Source organism: Pseudogracilibacillus amylolyticus (SeqCode), from assembly GCF_051918545.1.
Taxonomy (GTDB): domain Bacteria; phylum Bacillota; class Bacilli; order Bacillales; family Amphibacillaceae; genus Pseudogracilibacillus.
The window spans coordinates 26,039-41,852 of record NZ_JBPPZG010000004.1; the positions used below are offsets into that span (position 1 = coordinate 26,039).

The 15,814-nt window shown below is 34.2% G+C and carries 18 protein-coding genes and 1 pseudogene; 14 read left to right on the plus strand and 5 right to left on the minus strand.

Features of this window, described 5'->3' with window-relative positions; all coding sequences use genetic code 11:
* The first annotated feature begins 34 nt into the window (after positions 1-34).
* Both ACPYKA_RS00915 and ACPYKA_RS00920 read left to right on the plus strand, forming a co-directional pair.
* The gene (locus ACPYKA_RS00915) at positions 35-229 is read left to right on the plus strand and encodes a YqgQ family protein (protein ID WP_479540536.1); all 195 of its coding nucleotides are present in this window, start codon (positions 35-37) and stop codon (positions 227-229) included.
* Between the two features lie 67 nt (positions 230-296).
* Positions 297-2,189 (plus strand): LTA synthase family protein, encoded by a 1,893-nt coding sequence (locus tag ACPYKA_RS00920; RefSeq protein WP_479540537.1) that lies wholly within the window; start codon positions 297-299, stop codon positions 2,187-2,189.
* A 368-nt stretch (positions 2,190-2,557) separates the two neighbouring features.
* Here ACPYKA_RS00920 and ACPYKA_RS00925 read toward each other — a convergent pair whose 3' ends face one another.
* A complete protein-coding gene (locus ACPYKA_RS00925; RefSeq protein ID WP_336260864.1) occupies positions 2,558-2,737 on the minus strand; it encodes a DUF2759 family protein in 180 nt (59 codons plus the stop codon).
* A 170-nt stretch (positions 2,738-2,907) separates the two neighbouring features.
* On the opposite strand from ACPYKA_RS00925, the gene ACPYKA_RS00930 reads away from it, so the two are divergent.
* A complete protein-coding gene (locus ACPYKA_RS00930) occupies positions 2,908-3,543 on the plus strand; it encodes an MBL fold metallo-hydrolase (protein WP_479540538.1) in 636 nt (211 codons plus the stop codon).
* Positions 3,544-3,553: 10 nt separating this feature from the next.
* On the opposite strand, the gene ACPYKA_RS00935 is transcribed toward ACPYKA_RS00930, so the two are convergent.
* Positions 3,554-3,721 carry a YqzE family protein gene (locus tag ACPYKA_RS00935; protein WP_479540539.1) on the minus strand — a complete coding sequence of 56 codons (168 nt, stop codon included), beginning with the start codon at positions 3,719-3,721 and terminating at the stop codon, positions 3,554-3,556.
* A 154-nt stretch (positions 3,722-3,875) separates the two neighbouring features.
* Between ACPYKA_RS00935 and comGA the strand changes: the two genes are divergently transcribed.
* The 8 genes from comGA to ACPYKA_RS00975 all read left to right on the plus strand — a co-directional run bounded on the left by comGA (position 3,876) and on the right by ACPYKA_RS00975 (position 8,093).
* The gene (comGA, locus tag ACPYKA_RS00940) at positions 3,876-4,904 is read left to right on the plus strand and encodes a competence type IV pilus ATPase ComGA (RefSeq protein WP_479540540.1); all 1,029 of its coding nucleotides are present in this window, start codon (positions 3,876-3,878) and stop codon (positions 4,902-4,904) included.
* On the plus strand, positions 4,861-5,919 hold the full coding sequence (gene comGB, locus ACPYKA_RS00945) for a competence type IV pilus assembly protein ComGB (RefSeq protein ID WP_479540541.1): 1,059 nt from the start codon (positions 4,861-4,863) through the stop codon (positions 5,917-5,919). The genes comGA and comGB overlap by 44 nt, the downstream gene beginning before the upstream one ends.
* A gap of 16 nt (positions 5,920-5,935) precedes the next feature.
* Positions 5,936-6,241: a competence type IV pilus major pilin ComGC gene (gene comGC, locus ACPYKA_RS00950; protein WP_479540542.1), complete on the plus strand. Its 306-nt coding sequence runs from the start codon at positions 5,936-5,938 to the stop codon at positions 6,239-6,241.
* Positions 6,238-6,663: a competence type IV pilus minor pilin ComGD gene (gene comGD, locus ACPYKA_RS00955; RefSeq protein ID WP_479540543.1), complete on the plus strand. Its 426-nt coding sequence runs from the start codon at positions 6,238-6,240 to the stop codon at positions 6,661-6,663. The genes comGC and comGD overlap by 4 nt, the downstream gene beginning before the upstream one ends.
* Positions 6,650-6,985 carry a prepilin-type N-terminal cleavage/methylation domain-containing protein gene (locus ACPYKA_RS00960; RefSeq protein ID WP_479540544.1) on the plus strand — a complete coding sequence of 112 codons (336 nt, stop codon included), beginning with the start codon at positions 6,650-6,652 and terminating at the stop codon, positions 6,983-6,985. The genes comGD and ACPYKA_RS00960 overlap by 14 nt, the downstream gene beginning before the upstream one ends.
* A complete protein-coding gene (locus tag ACPYKA_RS00965) occupies positions 6,933-7,385 on the plus strand; it encodes a competence type IV pilus minor pilin ComGF (protein ID WP_479540545.1) in 453 nt (150 codons plus the stop codon). Before ACPYKA_RS00960 ends, ACPYKA_RS00965 begins: the two co-directional genes overlap by 53 nt.
* Positions 7,357-7,728, plus strand: a complete 372-nt coding sequence (locus ACPYKA_RS00970) for a hypothetical protein (protein ID WP_479540546.1) — start codon at positions 7,357-7,359, stop codon at positions 7,726-7,728. Before ACPYKA_RS00965 ends, ACPYKA_RS00970 begins: the two co-directional genes overlap by 29 nt.
* A gap of 122 nt (positions 7,729-7,850) precedes the next feature.
* Complete coding sequence (locus ACPYKA_RS00975) at positions 7,851-8,093, plus strand: DUF2626 domain-containing protein (protein ID WP_479540547.1); 243 nt, start codon at positions 7,851-7,853, stop codon at positions 8,091-8,093.
* A 43-nt stretch (positions 8,094-8,136) separates the two neighbouring features.
* Here ACPYKA_RS00975 and ACPYKA_RS00980 read toward each other — a convergent pair whose 3' ends face one another.
* Positions 8,137-8,937 (minus strand): YqhG family protein, encoded by an 801-nt coding sequence (locus ACPYKA_RS00980; protein ID WP_479540548.1) that lies wholly within the window; start codon positions 8,935-8,937, stop codon positions 8,137-8,139.
* Positions 8,930-10,579, minus strand: coding sequence for a DEAD/DEAH box helicase (locus tag ACPYKA_RS00985; protein WP_479540549.1), 1,650 nt, complete (start codon positions 10,577-10,579; stop codon positions 8,930-8,932). The genes ACPYKA_RS00980 and ACPYKA_RS00985 overlap by 8 nt, the downstream gene beginning before the upstream one ends.
* A 389-nt stretch (positions 10,580-10,968) precedes the next feature.
* Here ACPYKA_RS00985 and gcvT point away from each other — a divergent pair, with 389 nt between their 5' ends.
* The 3 genes from gcvT to gcvPB are packed head-to-tail and all read left to right on the plus strand — an operon-like array spanning position 10,969 to position 14,896.
* Positions 10,969-12,093 carry a glycine cleavage system aminomethyltransferase GcvT gene (gene gcvT, locus ACPYKA_RS00990; protein ID WP_479540550.1) on the plus strand — a complete coding sequence of 375 codons (1,125 nt, stop codon included), beginning with the start codon at positions 10,969-10,971 and terminating at the stop codon, positions 12,091-12,093.
* Entirely contained in the window at positions 12,094-13,446 is a 1,353-nt protein-coding gene (gene gcvPA / locus ACPYKA_RS00995; RefSeq protein WP_479540551.1) for an aminomethyl-transferring glycine dehydrogenase subunit GcvPA, read from the plus strand.
* The gene (gcvPB, locus tag ACPYKA_RS01000; protein WP_479540552.1) at positions 13,436-14,896 is read left to right on the plus strand and encodes an aminomethyl-transferring glycine dehydrogenase subunit GcvPB; all 1,461 of its coding nucleotides are present in this window, start codon (positions 13,436-13,438) and stop codon (positions 14,894-14,896) included. The genes gcvPA and gcvPB overlap by 11 nt, the downstream gene beginning before the upstream one ends.
* Before the next feature lie 726 nt (positions 14,897-15,622).
* Here gcvPB and ACPYKA_RS01005 read toward each other — a convergent pair.
* Positions 15,623-15,814: pseudogene (locus ACPYKA_RS01005) on the minus strand (RluA family pseudouridine synthase); the annotation flags it as partial.

Below are 15,814 nucleotides of genomic sequence, written 5' to 3' on the forward strand. Positions count from 1 at the left end.
TTTGACTTATTCTTTACAAAAGCGTGGTGAAGATATGAAGACAGTTTTAGACGTTCGAAATTTATTAAAGAAATTTGGGGTATTTATTTATACAGGAGACAGAATTGGTGATCTCGAATTAATGCAGGCAGAACTAAAGGATTTATATGAAGTAAAGTTAATTGATGTAATGACTTATCAAAACGCAATAGTCATTTTAAAAAAGGAAATTTCAGATTTACGTACATAATAAGGTTTAAATTTTTAAAAAAAGGGTAAGAAAAATACTACTATTTAGTTACTTAGGAGGCTTAGTCATGGATACTAGGCGGAGGAAATTACCACTTTTTCTCCTTGCAAGTTTTATATTTGGGTTAAAGACATATATTGTATACCGTTTTTTATTCCAAATTGAAATAGATAATTCATTGCAAGAGTTTATTATTTTTATTAACCCATTTATTGCAACTATCATTTTCTTTGGGTTAAGTATTTGGATTGAACGTCCAGAGAGGCGTCTGGCTTTTATTAAATACAGTGCTTTAATCGGTACAATTATCATTTACGTCAATCTCTTATTTTACAGATCATTTACTGATTTCCTAACTATTCCCCAACTATTTCAAACAAGTAACTTCTTGGATTTAACAACCAGTATTATAACACTAATTAAAATATACGATATATTACTGTTCTTCGATGTTTTCATCATTTGGTTTTTATGTAAGAAAGTTGATGTTAATGATATTAAAGCAAATAGCAAACGAACAAAATCTTTCGCTCTAGTAATATTCTTGTTACTGTTATCAGGCAACTTTTTTCTTGCTGAACTGGAGCGTCCACAATTATTATCAAGGGGATTTGATCGAGAATATTTAGTTAAAAACATCGGGATATTTTATTTTCATATTTATGATGTTTTCGTCCAATCTAAAATGAGATCTCAGCGAGTACTAGCAGATGATAATGATCTTTTAACGATAAGAAAATATATTAATGATGAAGTTAGAAGTGATAAAAAATCTGAACTTTTCGGTGTTGGTAAAGGGAGAAATGTCATTTTCATCTCAGCTGAATCTGTTCAGACATTTGTGATTAATAATCAATTACATGGTGAAGAAATTACACCATTTTTAAATAGCTTGATCAATCATGAAGACACGTTTTATTTTGAGAATTTTTATCATCAGACATCCCAAGGAAAAACTTCCGATTCCGAGTTTATAACCGAAAACTCTTTATATCCATTATCAGGCGGTGCGGTATTTTTTACTCATGCCCAAAACGATTATCATGCGATGCCAGAAATTCTAAAAAGTGAAGACTATGAATCGTTTGTTTTTCATGCTAATACAAACACTTTTTGGAATCGTAATCAAATGTATGATAGTTTCCTTATCGAACAATTTTATGATAAAGATTTTTATGAAGTAACAGAAGACAACGAAATTGGTTGGGGTTTAAATGACAAAGAGTTTTTCGTCCAGACGATTCCTTATTTAAGGGAGTTGAATCAGCCATTTTATGCAAAGTTGATTACCATTACAAATCATTTTCCATTTGAGTTGGATGAGGGAGATCGTTCACTTGAACCGTATGATTCCAATTCAAATACGTTAAATAATTATTTTCCAACAGTAAGATATACAGATGAGGCAATCGAACAATTTTTCATACAATTAAAGGCTGCGGGATTATACGACAATTCGATAATTGTCATTATGGGTGATCATGATGGTATTAGTGCCAATCATAATAAGGCGATGGCAAGTTATCTCGATAAAGAAGAAATAACGCCTTATGATTATTTACAATTACAACGTGTTCCTTTGTATATTCATATCCCGGGGTATGGAAAAGGAGAGGTTATGTCAAAAATAGCTGGCCAAATTGATCTTAAACCTACAATTCTTCATCTGCTAGGAATGGATACATCTCATGACATTTATTTTGGGAATGATCTTTTTCACGATGATCGTAAAGGGTTTATTGTCCAGCGAAATGGCAATTTTATTAGTGAGGACTATATATACACGAACAACACTTGTTATGATAGGGAGACTGGCGATATTATTGCGGTTGAAGGGGAAGGAAGGGAAAAGGAAACTCCATGTAGTCCTATAAAAGAAAAGGTTAATCAAGAGTTGGAGTATTCAGACCAAATAATATATGGCGATTTATTTCGGTTTATACAATTTGATGAAAATTAATCGTATTAAAGCACAAAGGCGTAAAGCCCGTTTAGCGGCGGTGTGCTGGACTAAAACCGTAGGAGATAAAGGAAGCACGATCTTCATAGGAGTGTGCCGACGTTAGGCGCAAAGCCTTTTAGTCGACCTTCCTTAAGGCGGGAAGTCGATGTTGACTTTCGCCCAAGGGCATAAGGGCGACTAAGCCTCTGTCTAAAGCCAATCGGCAAGTCTTCTTTATCGTGTCGTGTGGTGAGGGAAGCACACTAACACTTTAGCGCTGGAGCCGGACGTGGCTATTCCCACAACGAAACCTATTCCACAGCTATACAATTTTCTAAGAAATAAAAAAGACTGTCATCTGAATGGAGACAGTCTTTTGGCCATTATTATGGGCATATACCAGCATCGGTAAGGGTACATACAATCGTCATAATTGAAAAAAATCCAAAGCTTAATGCGGCTACCGCTGAGAAAGCTAATGCAAAATAGTTTTTAAATTTAACTTGTCTTAGAACGGATACGACACATAGTAAAGCAACGATTAGTAGAATGATTGCTAAAATCATTTTGGTTACATCCTCCTTATGTACATGTTAAAATGAAAAAAGGTTGCTCATATGTATATAATATTACTTCTTAACTATAATTCATTTTATAGTATCCCCAGTAATTTGTCGAGTTATATTCCTTTTTAGAAATCGAACAATTTATTAACAAAATCGTATGGAGGTATAAAATGATAATTGAAACATTTTCTTTAGGGCCTTTAGGAACAAATTGCTACATTATAAGTAAAGAACATAACTGTTTAATCGTCGATCCGGGGGGTGATCCTGAGATTATTGAACAATATATAAAGGATCATGATCTTAAGCCACAAGCAATTTTACTTACTCATGCACATTTTGATCATATTGGTGCTGTAGATGAAATAAGAAAAAAATATGAAATTGACGTTTACTTACACGAGAACGAACAACATTGGCTAGAAGATGCAACCTTAAATCGTTCGGCATTATTTTTAGATGGGGGATTCACCACAACGAAACCAGAAAAAATATTAACACCTGGAAAACTAACGATTGGTTCTTTTACTTGTGATGTTGTACACACACCGGGACATTCTCCAGGGAGTGTGTCATTTATATTCAATGATCAAAAATTTATAGTTAGTGGTGATGTTTTATTTAACCGTGGTATCGGGCGAACCGATTTGCCTGAAGGTAGTATCGATCAGCTTGCAAACAGCATTGTTACACACTTATATACACTCCCAGATGATATGATTGTTTATCCTGGTCATGGCCCATCAACGGTAATTGGAGACGAAAAAAGAAATAACCCATTCACATTACAATTTTACCGGGAATAACCTCCCGTAATTATTTTTTCATCAGCAATTTAATGGTAAAGGGGAAAAGACCGAACCATTTGTTTCCAACAACATAAGACGTCTTTTCTCTTTTGTTTTTCTTTCTTTCATCTTTTGTTTGATTCATATACGTAACGAGTTGTTCCGTCATAAATTTCACATAATCATTATGAGACAATTGAAATCATTCCTTTTAATAGTTTGACTATATTGTTTGAGTATTTAAATATATTTATACATCATTTTAGCACAAAAAGGTTTGAAATTTTCTTACTATTGGTGTAGAATAATGGAGAATAAAGAAAATAGGGTTGTAACAAGGAGGATATATATTGTCAAATCCTGCAGCAACCTTTGTAACACAACTTTTAGAACAAGCTTGTTCTAACGACGCCTCAGATATTCATTTTTATCCACTTCCAAATAAAGATAAAATTCACATCTATTTCCGTGTTTTAGGTAAACGCCAGCAAATAAAATCAATCAATTATTCCGTATATCAAAAGATTCTGACGTATTTCAAATTTACTTCAGGTATGGATATCGGTGAAAATCGTTTACCTCAAAATGGAACGCTTGCTTTTCAAAACAAAAATAAACAAAACTTTTCCTTACGACTTTCGACACTCCCACTTATAAATACAGAGAGTATGACAATCCGAATATTACCACAAGAAAAAGAATTACTTTTAGAACAGCTTTTTCTCTTTCCCTCACAAAGTAGGAGAATGAAAAGTTGGCTTTCTCATCCTTCAGGGATCATTTTGTTTACTGGTCCAACCGGTTGTGGAAAAACGACAACGATGTATGCATTATTGGAGTCAGTGTTAAAAGACCATTCATTCCAAGCGATTACTTTAGAGGATCCTGTAGAAAAAAAGCTAGATGATGTTTTACAAGTTGAAGTAAATGAAATGGCAGGGGTCTCTTATCAAACTGGACTTAAAGCTGCGTTGCGACATGATCCTGATATATTAATGATCGGGGAAATTAGAGATCAAGAAACAGCTGAATTTGCTTTTCAGGCTTCTTTAACTGGACATTTAGTATTAAGTACTTTACATGCAAAAGATGCTCAAGGAACAATTGAACGGCTTATTGATTTGGGAATCCAACGAACAGATTTAAAGCAAACGTTAATTGCGGTCGCTGCAATTCAATTGTTGCCGATAGAAAAGCAAGGAAAAAGTAATCGCCGTGCTGCAATTGTTGAATTATTAGACGGTAAACTTTTAGGAGAGACAATAAAAGGGAATCGACAAACACAGATGAATAACTTTCATACATTTAATTATTTAAAGGAGAAGGCTTATTTGTATGGATTCATATCGAAAGAAGTTTATGACGGGAACAATTATTAAGCGTAAGTTAAAGGAACAGACACAACTTCATTTTTTAAAACGCCTCCATCGCCTCTTAAAAAATGGTTATTCACTTCTAGATGCATTAGAAGTAATGCAATGGGATAAAGAAATTAGTAATTTATCGGAAATGTTAGCTGAAAAGATAAAAAAAGGGCTACCATTGGATGAGGCGATGGAAAAACTTGATTTCCATAAAATAATTGTCAGCTATTTATACTTTGTCAGGGTGAATGGTAACTTAATATCCAGCCTCGAAAAATGCATCCATTTGTTCGAACATCGGATAACATATATACAAAATTTTTCACAGGTTATTCGATATCCAATAATTCTCAGTACTTTTTTTATAGTTCTGCTTTTTTTCCTAAAACATTCCGTATTACCTTCCTTTTTAGAACTGTTTAAGTCAAATGCCTCTTCATCAAAGACAGTTCATTATTCCATCATCTTAATTGATTTTGTTAGTTCCATATTCATCATCTTCGTTCTGCTCTTATTAGTATGCAGTATCATTTGGTATTTCTATAAAGGAAAAGTTCCCATTGAACAGCAAATTAATTTTTATAAACGGATTCCAGTAGTGAATTCATTTTTGAAAATGCAAACATCTTATTATTTCTCAGCCCATTTAGCGATGTTTCTTCAAGCGGGTTTTCCAATTAAGGATACGTTAAAAAATTTGAGTAAACAAGAACGAATCCCAATTATAGCTTTCTATGCGTCACTATTGACAGAACAGTTAACGAACGGGTCATACATCGATTCTTTGCTTAAAGAATTACCATTTATTGATTATCAACTAGCTAATCTTTTCAATAAGCATACAAATGCAACATCTTTGGCAACTGATCTTACAATTTATGCAGAATTTTCGGCTGAAGACATGGAGCGGAAAATTATGCGGATTATTATATTAATACAACCTATTTTCTTTGTTCTATTAGCTTGTTTTATTATCTTAGTTTACGTAACCATTATGTGGCCTATGTTTCAATTAATTCAAACAGTATAGGAGAGAAGAAAAGTACATGACAAAAAATGAAAAAGGTTTTACATTAATCGAAATGTTGATCGTGCTCACAATTATTACAGTGTTAATCATACTCATTGTTCCAAATTTGACGGATAGAAGTGAAGCGGTTCATGAAGAAGGCTGTGAGGCTCTTAAGGAAACCGTACAAGCTCAAGTAAGTGCATATCAGTTAGAAAATGGGAAATTACCATCAAGTTTATCAACACTAGAGAGAAGCGGTTTTATTACTGAAGATCAACAAAAATGTAAAAATGGTAAAAGCCTCACATTATCGGGTGGCAAAGTTCAAATAGCAAAATGAAACAAGTGAATGGATTTACAATGGTCGAAATGCTATTTGCTTTGATGATTTTATCAATACTTACTTTACTGGTAGTTCCAAGTATTATTAAAACTGTTGAAAGGCAGGAGACGAAACATTTTTTTGCTGTATTAGAGTCGGACATTTTATATATTCAAAATCAGGCATTAGGAACAAGGGATAATGTTCGAATCGTTTTCGATGAGGAATTTTATGTTGTAATAAGTGAATGGAAGACAGAGGAAATAAAACGACATTATCCAGAACATTTAAAATATACTAATAAAATTAATAATCTGGTTGCATTCAATAATAATGGAACAATTATTAATCCAACAACGTTTAAATTTAAAGATAAGAAAATTACTTATCAACTTGTATTTCCTTTAGGTAAAGGCAGGCATTATATTGAAGAACAATAAGGGTTTTACTTTAATAGAAGTATTGGTCGCTATGAGCATTATTTTAATGCTTGTAGCGACGATAATTCCCATTAAAACTTTAGTTCAAATTGAAAAGAAAATACTATTTGATCGCAGAGTTATCTTATTAGCTTTACATGATGAATTACAAGCCACAATTTGGGAAGATGAAAGGACTCAAAATAAACAATTAATTATTAATCATCAAACTGTCGAAATCATCTATACAGTTAATAATCAATTAATAAAGGGATGTGCGTCATGGGAAAATGAAAAGCAGAAAAAAGAAACGGTATGTCTTTACGGATATCAGGAAAAGTGAAAGTGGAGCCACTTTTTTATCGATTTTAATAACGTTCGTTATTATTATGATCACATTGCCACTACTAGTTTATTTACTTACTTATGGACAACCAGTTAAACATCATGATGAATTGTCCGTAAACCAATTTTTTGTTTTTTTGAGAAACGATGTTTTAACTTCGGAACAGGTTTACACCGACGATGACAATAAAATGTATTTTCTCTTGCCTACAAATGAAGTTGCTCATATTGAACAATACCAAAATGTTATTAGGCGGCAAGTAAATGGCAGAGGACATGAAATATATATTCGAGATATTGATTCTTTTACTTTACAACCAATTTCATTCGGAACACAAGTAACTATTGTGACGAAGGAAGGTAGGGAATATGAGAAAAAAATCGCTCATTATGAGTGAATCTGGTTTTTATTTACCACTTACTATGATGGTAAGCATGATTGTTTTATCAGCTGTCATTACGTCAGTATTAATATATAAAAATGAAATGGAAGTATCTCATACGCTTAAAGAACAAATAGAAGTTGAAACCCTTATTCAAATGGCAAGAGCAAAGTTTAAAGAAGAAGAAGTGTATAAGAATAAAAACAGCGGGCAAATTACGTATGAGTTTCCAAATGGAACTGCTGTAATCCAATATGATAAGATTGATACACATCAATACTCTTTACAATTTGATGTTACAACAAAGGAACAGTTTTACTTTACAATTCAGAGCAACCTAACTTTGCTGCTAGAATAATTTTGTCAAAATTAAAGTAAATTATTACATTTTGAGTAATTCAACATACGTTTAATTTACTTTATTTGCATCGTAGTTTATAATGAATTTGTATTAGGTTACATAAAAGGAGGGGAAAAAGCATGGATCGTATGTTTCGTGTGCTTGCCTTTTGGACAGGTATATTTACTATTATGTTTTATGTTGGTGAAATGTATAATACTTCTGTTTTATTCCTAGTTCAAACGGCTTTTTTCCTAACGCTTAGTTATCTGAAGCTATCAGAACGAATGTATATGTATTTGTTCGGTGCGTATTTAACAGTGTTTATGATTGGGTTTACATGGTATACAGAATTTATTCTCGTACCTGGATTCGGTCACTAAACGAAAATCCTCTACAGGGCTAATGCCCAAAGTAGAGGATTTTTCATTTTTTTATCCTATTTGCAAAGCTATCTCTTAAATAAATGATACCACCGTTAACAATTTCATAAGTGATTTTTGGTTCCAATCTTGCAGTGATATCTTCTAGTTCTTTTTCCATTTCGTCTTTATTTTCTTCATCCCTTTCATAAAAGTGGTGGATCATTGCTATTTCTTCTTCTAGCAGTTTTAATGATTCAACTGCCCAGTCATGTTTTTGTTTCATCACATAATCATGGATGTACTTTTCTATCCGTAAAAATCCACTATTCACTTTAATCAATGGTGAAATTGTATAACAGTGATCGGAAATTGTAGGTGCAAGTTCAACATTTTCGAGTTGTTCCATCATGTCAAGTATGAAAGTACCATTAATCAAATTTAATCCGATTGAAAAAAGCTCTTCCTTTTTTTGTTTTCCTTCATACATAATACAATAATTAAGCAGGAGCCAAGGATGGAGCATCGTATTGTTACGTACATTTACTTCTTCAAATAGATGAATAAACTTAGCTGTTTTCCGTAAATAATGATATATTTGCTCTAGCCTTGGACTTCCAAAGTGGATCCATTCTCCTTCTTTTTCCATTTTATTAGGATCTAAAATAAATGTCAGTTTTTTAGGCTGACCAACGTTTCCGGTAGCCTCCATATACTGCCAATAGAAGGGGCGATTCATCAATGCCTTATCCATTTCAATTGTTAGTTGAACAGCTATTTTACCTTGCTCTATTTGGTTTACTTCACAGTGATTAGCAGTAAAGAAGTTTATTAAAAATTTTTCTATATCTACTTGTTTATCCATAGTTTTCCTCATCCCGTTTATCATCACCCAAATCATGTATGACCGAAACGAAATTATCCAACTTAATCTTCATTTCACCAACGGAAGTTGACTGATCCATAATCTGCATGAATTCACTTTCCATACTATCAATTTGTAATGTTGCTAATATCTTGTCTAATTTTCCTATGACACGTTCAAATACATCAATTTTTTCGTACAACAATTTCATAATATGTTCTTCAATTGTGTTTTCAATGGCAAAATTATAAATATGAATATCATGATCTTGTCCATAACGGTGAATTCGTCCTATTCGCTGTTCTAACCGCATTGGATTCCAAGGCAGATCATAATTAATGATATATTTACAGAACTGAAGGTTTATTCCTTCCCCACCAGCTTCTGTTGCTAGGAAAACTTGGGCGTTATTTTTGAATAATTGCCTTATCCAATCTTTTCTTCCGCGTTTTAATCCGCCCCTAAAAGCAACGGATGTAATATTATGCTGTTGTAGATACCATTGTAAATAATATTGAGAAGCACGATATTCAGTAAATACAATAACCTTTTCATCGCCAATTTCTTGAATTAATTCTACTAATTTTTTTGCTTTCGTATGGTGAGGAAGCATAGCAATTTCATTCATAATTTCTTCACTCGCCGCTTTAATTTGTTCATTTTTACTATTTTGTAAAGACAAATAACAAGCCTCTCTAGAGGAACATAATTCACGTAAAAACGTAATTTTGGATAGACTTGTAAATGAATCGAACAATTCATGCAGTTGATCGTAAACTCTTTGTTCCTCTTTTGAAAATGTTAACCAGACAGAATGAACATTTCTTTCAACATCTTTTAACAACGTGTCTTTTCTAAGGTTTCGAACCATCACTTTTTGAATAAGTTTATTTAAATAAGTATCTTCTAGATTGTCGACAGTTTTCTTACCAAATCGTTCAATAAAAGCTTCATAACTGCCTAAATAACCAGGCTTTAATATTGAAACTAAATTAAACACTTCAATAATTTTATTTTGAACAGGTGTTGCTGTTAATAGTAGACAGTATTTTTTCTTTAATGATCTTGCGAAAGTGTAGTTTAATGTTTTATGGTTTTTTAATTTATGTGCTTCGTCAATAATGACCATATCAAAATTTAACTTCAATATATTCTCACGGTGTGGATCACGTTTTGCCATATCTATAGAAGTGACAAAAATTGGATGGTCATCCCAATGATAATTCTTTCGATAACTGGCCGCTGGGATATAAAATTTTTCATGTAATTCAGTGACCCACTGATTCACTAAAGACGCAGGGACTAATAATAAAGCATTTTTTACTAATCCTCTAATCATATATTCTTTTAAGATTAATCCCGCTTCGATCGTTTTACCAAGACCAACCTCATCTGCTAAAATGGCTCGACCATTCATCTCCTGGATAACTGTTTTTGCAGTATCCACTTGGTGGTCTAAGAAATTAACATGCGGCAGATAGGAAAGAACTTTCAATTCATTAAAATCTTTCGCTATCGTAGCTTTCTTCATTTGGTAATTAAGTTTAAAAAGCTCCCAATCTGTTAAATTTTTATTTTTTTCTATTGCTTTATTCATTTGATCTAGAAATACTTCATCTTTATTAATAATGATATTTGCCATACGAATCCCCTTTTTTTGGCAGATAAGTTTACGTATAAAACTTTCCTACTGCTCACTGGCTAAAAGCTAGGGCGTCCTGGGACTGTAGCTACGCTTTCGTCCCACCCGTAAAGCATTTGTCTCAGGCGCCAGTACTAGCACGTCAATCACTCGTAAGTGTAACTTTAGTTCTCGCTAAGGCTTGTCGATAAGCTAAGTTTTCTAAAAAATCAGGTTTATGTAAAATATGATGCTAAAAAAATAAATAAAGGGTAATACATATAGTATGAACAAGTTTGTCCGATTTATAAGCTTCTTATTTTAATAAAATCTTCAATAATAGTAAGGAATATTTCATAGATATGCTAATAAGGTCAAAAATTTTATAATCCTCAAAAGGAGGGATTTTAATGGAGCAGTTAAAACGTACTCCTTTGTATAGAGAATATAAGGAGAATGCTAAGCTGATTAACTTTTTCGGATGGGAACTACCTGTTCAATTTACTGGAGTTATTCACGAACATGAGGTAACACGCACGAAAGCAAGTTTATTTGATGTTTCACATATGGGGCAAATAGTTATTAAAGGGGCAGAAAGTAAGAATTTCCTTCAATATATGGTCACGAATGATGTAGCAAAATTAGTACCAAATAAAATACAATATACAGTCATGTGTAATGAAAAAGGGGGTACCATTGATGACTTTTTAGTTTATATGATGGCTGACGATGAATATCTACTTGTCGTTAATGCTAGTAATATCGAAAAAGATGTCACTTGGTTACAAAAGCACGCAGTACATTATAATGATGTCTCTATCATTGATAAGTCAGATACTTACGCATTACTAGCTTTACAAGGTCCATTTGCTGAGAAAATTTTACAGAAGCTGACAGATGAGTCACTTAATGCATTGAAATTTTTTTCTTTTTCCGCTAATACACAATTAAAAGAACTTCCGGAGCACGTGATTATCTCTCGTACCGGATATACAGGAGAAGATGGTTTTGAAATTTATGTAAAAAAACAAGTAAGTCGTAAGCTTTGGAATCTATTATTAGAAGCAGGGAAGGAATTTGGTCTGGAACCAGCTGGACTTGGGGCAAGAGATACACTTCGTTTTGAAGCTGGTTTACCGTTATACGGACAAGAATTATCTGAATCGATTACACCTATAGAGGCTGGACTCGCTTTTGCTGTCAAATTGAATAAAAATAGTGATTTTATAGGAAAACAAGTTTTAGAAAAGCAGATGGAGAGTGGAGTTAATAAACAAATTGTCGGTATAGAAATGATTGAAAAAGGTATTCCAAGAACAGGCTATTCTGTTTTTAATGAAAGGGAGAAAGAGATAGGGACTATCACTTCCGGTACGTTTTCGCCAACATTAAAGAAAAACTTAGGGTTAGCTCTTATTGATGTGAAAGAAAGTAGCATAGGTAATACAGTATGGGTGCAAATTCGTAAACGAAAAGTGAAAGCGATGATTGTGAAAATACCATTTTACAAACGTGATCGAAGGAGGAAGAAATAGATGGGGTTTAGGTATTTGCCGATGACAGAGGAAGATAAACAAGCAATGCTCAAGACGATTGGGGTATCTTCAACAGATGTTTTCTTTGCTGATATACCGAAGGAGGTTCGGTTCAAAGGAGAGTATCAGTTACAAGAAGCTTTAAGTGAGTATGAACTAAAAAAGGAAATGACCCGATTAGCCAATAAAAACATAAGCTTAAATGAATATAGTTCATTTTTAGGTGCTGGAGTGTATCAACATTTTATTCCGTCGGTAGTTAATCATATTATTTCACGTTCTGAATTTTATACAGCTTACACACCTTATCAACCGGAAATTTCTCAAGGAGAACTGCAAGCAATCTTTGAATTTCAAACGATGATAGCTGAACTTACGGGTATGGAGGTCGCTAATTCATCTTTATATGATGGAGGAACGGCGCTTGGGGAAGCAGTCAATTTAAGTTATGGGCATACCAAGCGGACAAAAGTGCTTGTTTCAAAGACAGTGCATCCAGAATATATCGAGGTTATTCATACGTACGGAAAAGGATTTAATCTAGAAATAATAGAAATCGATCATAAGGATGGAATGACGGATGTAGATCAGTTAGAGCAATTATTGGATGATAATACAGCTAGTGTCATTATTCAATACCCTAACTTTTTCGGGTTAATTGAACCTTTACAGCAAATAAATGAACGGATTAAAAAGAATGAGGGCACTTTGTTTATTACATCAAGTAATCCGCTTGCATTAGGTTATTTAGCTCCCCCTGGTGAATTTGACGCAGATATAGTAGTAGGAGATACACAGGTATTTGGTATACCTTCCCAATTCGGAGGTCCACACTGTGGTTATTTTGCTACTAAAAAGAAATATATGAGAAAAATACCCGGACGTCTAGTCGGCCAAACGACAGATGAAAATGGCATCCGTGGATTTGTATTAACATTGCAAGCAAGAGAACAACATATTCGACGTGATAAAGCCACTTCCAATATTTGTTCTAATCAAGCATTGTATGCATTAGCAAGTTCAGTAGCAATGAGTGCCCTAGGCAAACAAGGTGTCCCAGAAGTGGCGTATAGAAATATGCAAAAAGCACGCTATTTAAAACAAGAAATCGAAAAAAGATCTATTCCTATTCCATTTAAAGGGCCTTTTTTCAATGAATTTGTCATTAATGTAAAAAAGCCTATTAAAGATGTAAATAATACATTACTAGAAAAACAAATCATTGGTGGATATGACTTAGGTTTACTTTCTCCTGAATTAAAAGGACATATGTTAATTTCCGCAACGGAGATAAAAACGAAAGATGAGCTAGATCATTTTGTAAAAGAATTGGGGGATATCTATGAACAGTAAAACATTTCCACTTATTTTTGAACGTTCAAATCCAGGGAGAAAAAGCTATAGTCTTCCGTCAATAGATACGGAACAGGAAGTAAACGATATTGATCCTATTTATATTCGAAAGAAACCTGCTAGACTTCCCGAAGTTAGTGAGCTAGATCTGATTCGGCATTACACGGCATTATCAAAACGAAATTTCGGTATTGATTCAGGGTTTTATCCATTGGGATCTTGTACGATGAAATATAATCCGAAAATTAATGAAGATGTCGCACGTCTTGACGGATTTGCTAACATCCATCCCAACCAGCCTGTAAAAACTGTACAAGGAGCACTTGAAGTAATGTTTTATCTCCAAAAATCGTTAGAAGAAATAACCGGTATGCACGAAGTTTCTTTACAGCCAGCCGCGGGGGCTCACGGAGAATGGACTGCATTAATGATGATTCGTGCGTTTCACGAAGAAAACGGGGATTTAAACCGTACAAAAGTACTAATACCCGATTCAGCTCATGGAACCAACCCAGCATCTGCAATCGTTGCTGGTTTTGAATCTGTTACGGTAAAATCGAATGAAAATGGTTTGGTTGATCTTGACGATTTAAAACGTGTTGTTGATGAAAATACTGCTGCGCTAATGTTGACAAATCCAAATACATTAGGTTTATTTGAAACGGAAATAATTGAAATAGCAAATATTGTCCACGATGTCGGTGGAAAATTATATTATGACGGAGCAAACTTAAATGCGATAATGGGGTATGTTCGCCCTGGAGACATGGGGTTTGATGCCGTTCATTTAAATTTGCATAAAACATTCACTGGTCCACATGGCGGTGGGGGACCTGGGTCAGGCCCAATTGGAGTAACAAAAGAATTGGCGCCATTTCTACCGAAGCCTACCATAGTAAAACGAAATGGGGCGTACGATTTTGATTATAATCGGCCAAGAGCCATTGGACGGGTAAAACCTTATTACGGGAATTTTGGAATTAATTTAAGAGCTTATACGTATATTCGATCAATGGGGGCTGAGGGACTAAAAAAAGTCAGTGAATATGCTGTATTAAATGCTAATTATTTGATGCGTAGGTTAGAAGAGGAATTTGAACTTCCATATCCTGTACATTGTAAACATGAATTCGTTTTATCTGGCCGTAAGCAAAAGCAATTAGGTGTTCGAACATTAGACATGGCAAAACGAATACTTGATTATGGGTTCCATCCGCCGACAATTTATTTTCCGCTTAACGTAGAGGAGGCACTTATGATGGAACCTACCGAAACAGAATCAAAAGATACATTGGATGAATTTATTGAAATCATGTTAGAAATAGCAAAAGATGTGAGAGAGAATCCAGAAATTGTTCAAGATGCTCCTCATCGTACAGTAGTAAAACGAATGGATGAAACAACAGCGGCGAGGAAGCCAGTGCTAAAATATGATGGATTTAATGAATGATCTGCCGCACTAGGCACAACTAAAACTTACCACAAAAGATAACAGGAAAGTATTCTGAATGTAACTGTTTTAATATGTAGTTGAAGGATACTGTGAAGTAATAAAAATTTGTAAACCTAGTTGGTAAACCGTTGATTTCCGCCTCCGGGCAGTACACTTTCCGCGGGCACGGCTTCAGCCCTCCTCGCGGAAGAACACCGCTGCGGGGTCTTCAGACACGTGCTTTTCCCGCAGGAGTCGACTGCCCTCCGGCTCCAATCAACTATTGTGATAGTAGTTAAAAAATTGTGCAGAGTTGCTTACCAAACACACTTAGCGGAGGAAATACACGGAGACTCCTACGGGAGGACAGGCCTAGGTGAGACAACGCAGTGCGTAGCACAAGGAAGGCTCAACAGCCGCCCGTGGAAAGCGCAGTGTATTTCCGTAGCGGTATTTACGTCGTAACTTCGGTTAGATATTTACAAAGCGCGAATCAACCTAAGTTACTGCGCAGTTTATGGATTTTATCAAGTAACACTTAATGAATTTCGATGTACGAGTGGTTTACAGTCCTAAACCTTTAGGTAACAATCTTATTACATTAAAAAATCCTTATACCAGTAAGAAGGCATAAGGGTTTGGACATACGTATTCCTATGTTCCGTTTCCTTGTTAGCCTCTCTGGACTATATTAAAGGATCTCTTATTTAACTATATTTATTATTTCAAACCTGACCTCCAAAGTCAAGACATATTTTCTAATCTTTGTAACAGATTATTGAAATCTTCCGGTTGTTCGACAGTAAATGTTTTCTTTTCACCTGTTTTTGGATGGATAAAACCTAGCTCTTTTGCGTAAAGTGCTTGGCCTTTTATTAGAGAAGATTTTTTACGGCAGTATACCTCATCCCCGACAATAGGATGATTCATATATTT

Excerpts from the sequence above, each read along its gene's own strand:
- ACPYKA_RS00915 (WP_479540536.1), top strand. The coding sequence starts at position 35 with ATGAAGACAGTTTTAGACGTTCGAAATTTATTAAAGAAATTTGGGGTA.
- ACPYKA_RS00920 (WP_479540537.1), top strand. The coding sequence starts at position 297 with ATGGATACTAGGCGGAGGAAATTACCACTTTTTCTCCTTGCAAGTTTT.
- ACPYKA_RS00925 (WP_336260864.1), bottom strand. The coding sequence starts at position 2,737 with ATGATTTTAGCAATCATTCTACTAATCGTTGCTTTACTATGTGTCGTA.
- ACPYKA_RS00930 (WP_479540538.1), top strand. The coding sequence starts at position 2,908 with ATGATAATTGAAACATTTTCTTTAGGGCCTTTAGGAACAAATTGCTAC.
- comGB (WP_479540541.1), top strand. The coding sequence starts at position 4,861 with ATGGATTCATATCGAAAGAAGTTTATGACGGGAACAATTATTAAGCGT.
- comGC (WP_479540542.1), top strand. The coding sequence starts at position 5,936 with ATGACAAAAAATGAAAAAGGTTTTACATTAATCGAAATGTTGATCGTG.
- comGD (WP_479540543.1), top strand. The coding sequence starts at position 6,238 with ATGAAACAAGTGAATGGATTTACAATGGTCGAAATGCTATTTGCTTTG.
- ACPYKA_RS00965 (WP_479540545.1), top strand. The coding sequence starts at position 6,933 with ATGAAAAGCAGAAAAAAGAAACGGTATGTCTTTACGGATATCAGGAAA.
- ACPYKA_RS00970 (WP_479540546.1), top strand. The coding sequence starts at position 7,357 with ATGAGAAAAAAATCGCTCATTATGAGTGAATCTGGTTTTTATTTACCA.
- ACPYKA_RS00975 (WP_479540547.1), top strand. The coding sequence starts at position 7,851 with ATGGATCGTATGTTTCGTGTGCTTGCCTTTTGGACAGGTATATTTACT.
- ACPYKA_RS00980 (WP_479540548.1), bottom strand. The coding sequence starts at position 8,937 with ATGGATAAACAAGTAGATATAGAAAAATTTTTAATAAACTTCTTTACT.
- ACPYKA_RS00985 (WP_479540549.1), bottom strand. The coding sequence starts at position 10,579 with ATGGCAAATATCATTATTAATAAAGATGAAGTATTTCTAGATCAAATG.
- gcvT (WP_479540550.1), top strand. The coding sequence starts at position 10,969 with ATGGAGCAGTTAAAACGTACTCCTTTGTATAGAGAATATAAGGAGAAT.
- gcvPA (WP_479540551.1), top strand. The coding sequence starts at position 12,094 with ATGGGGTTTAGGTATTTGCCGATGACAGAGGAAGATAAACAAGCAATG.
- gcvPB (WP_479540552.1), top strand. The coding sequence starts at position 13,436 with ATGAACAGTAAAACATTTCCACTTATTTTTGAACGTTCAAATCCAGGG.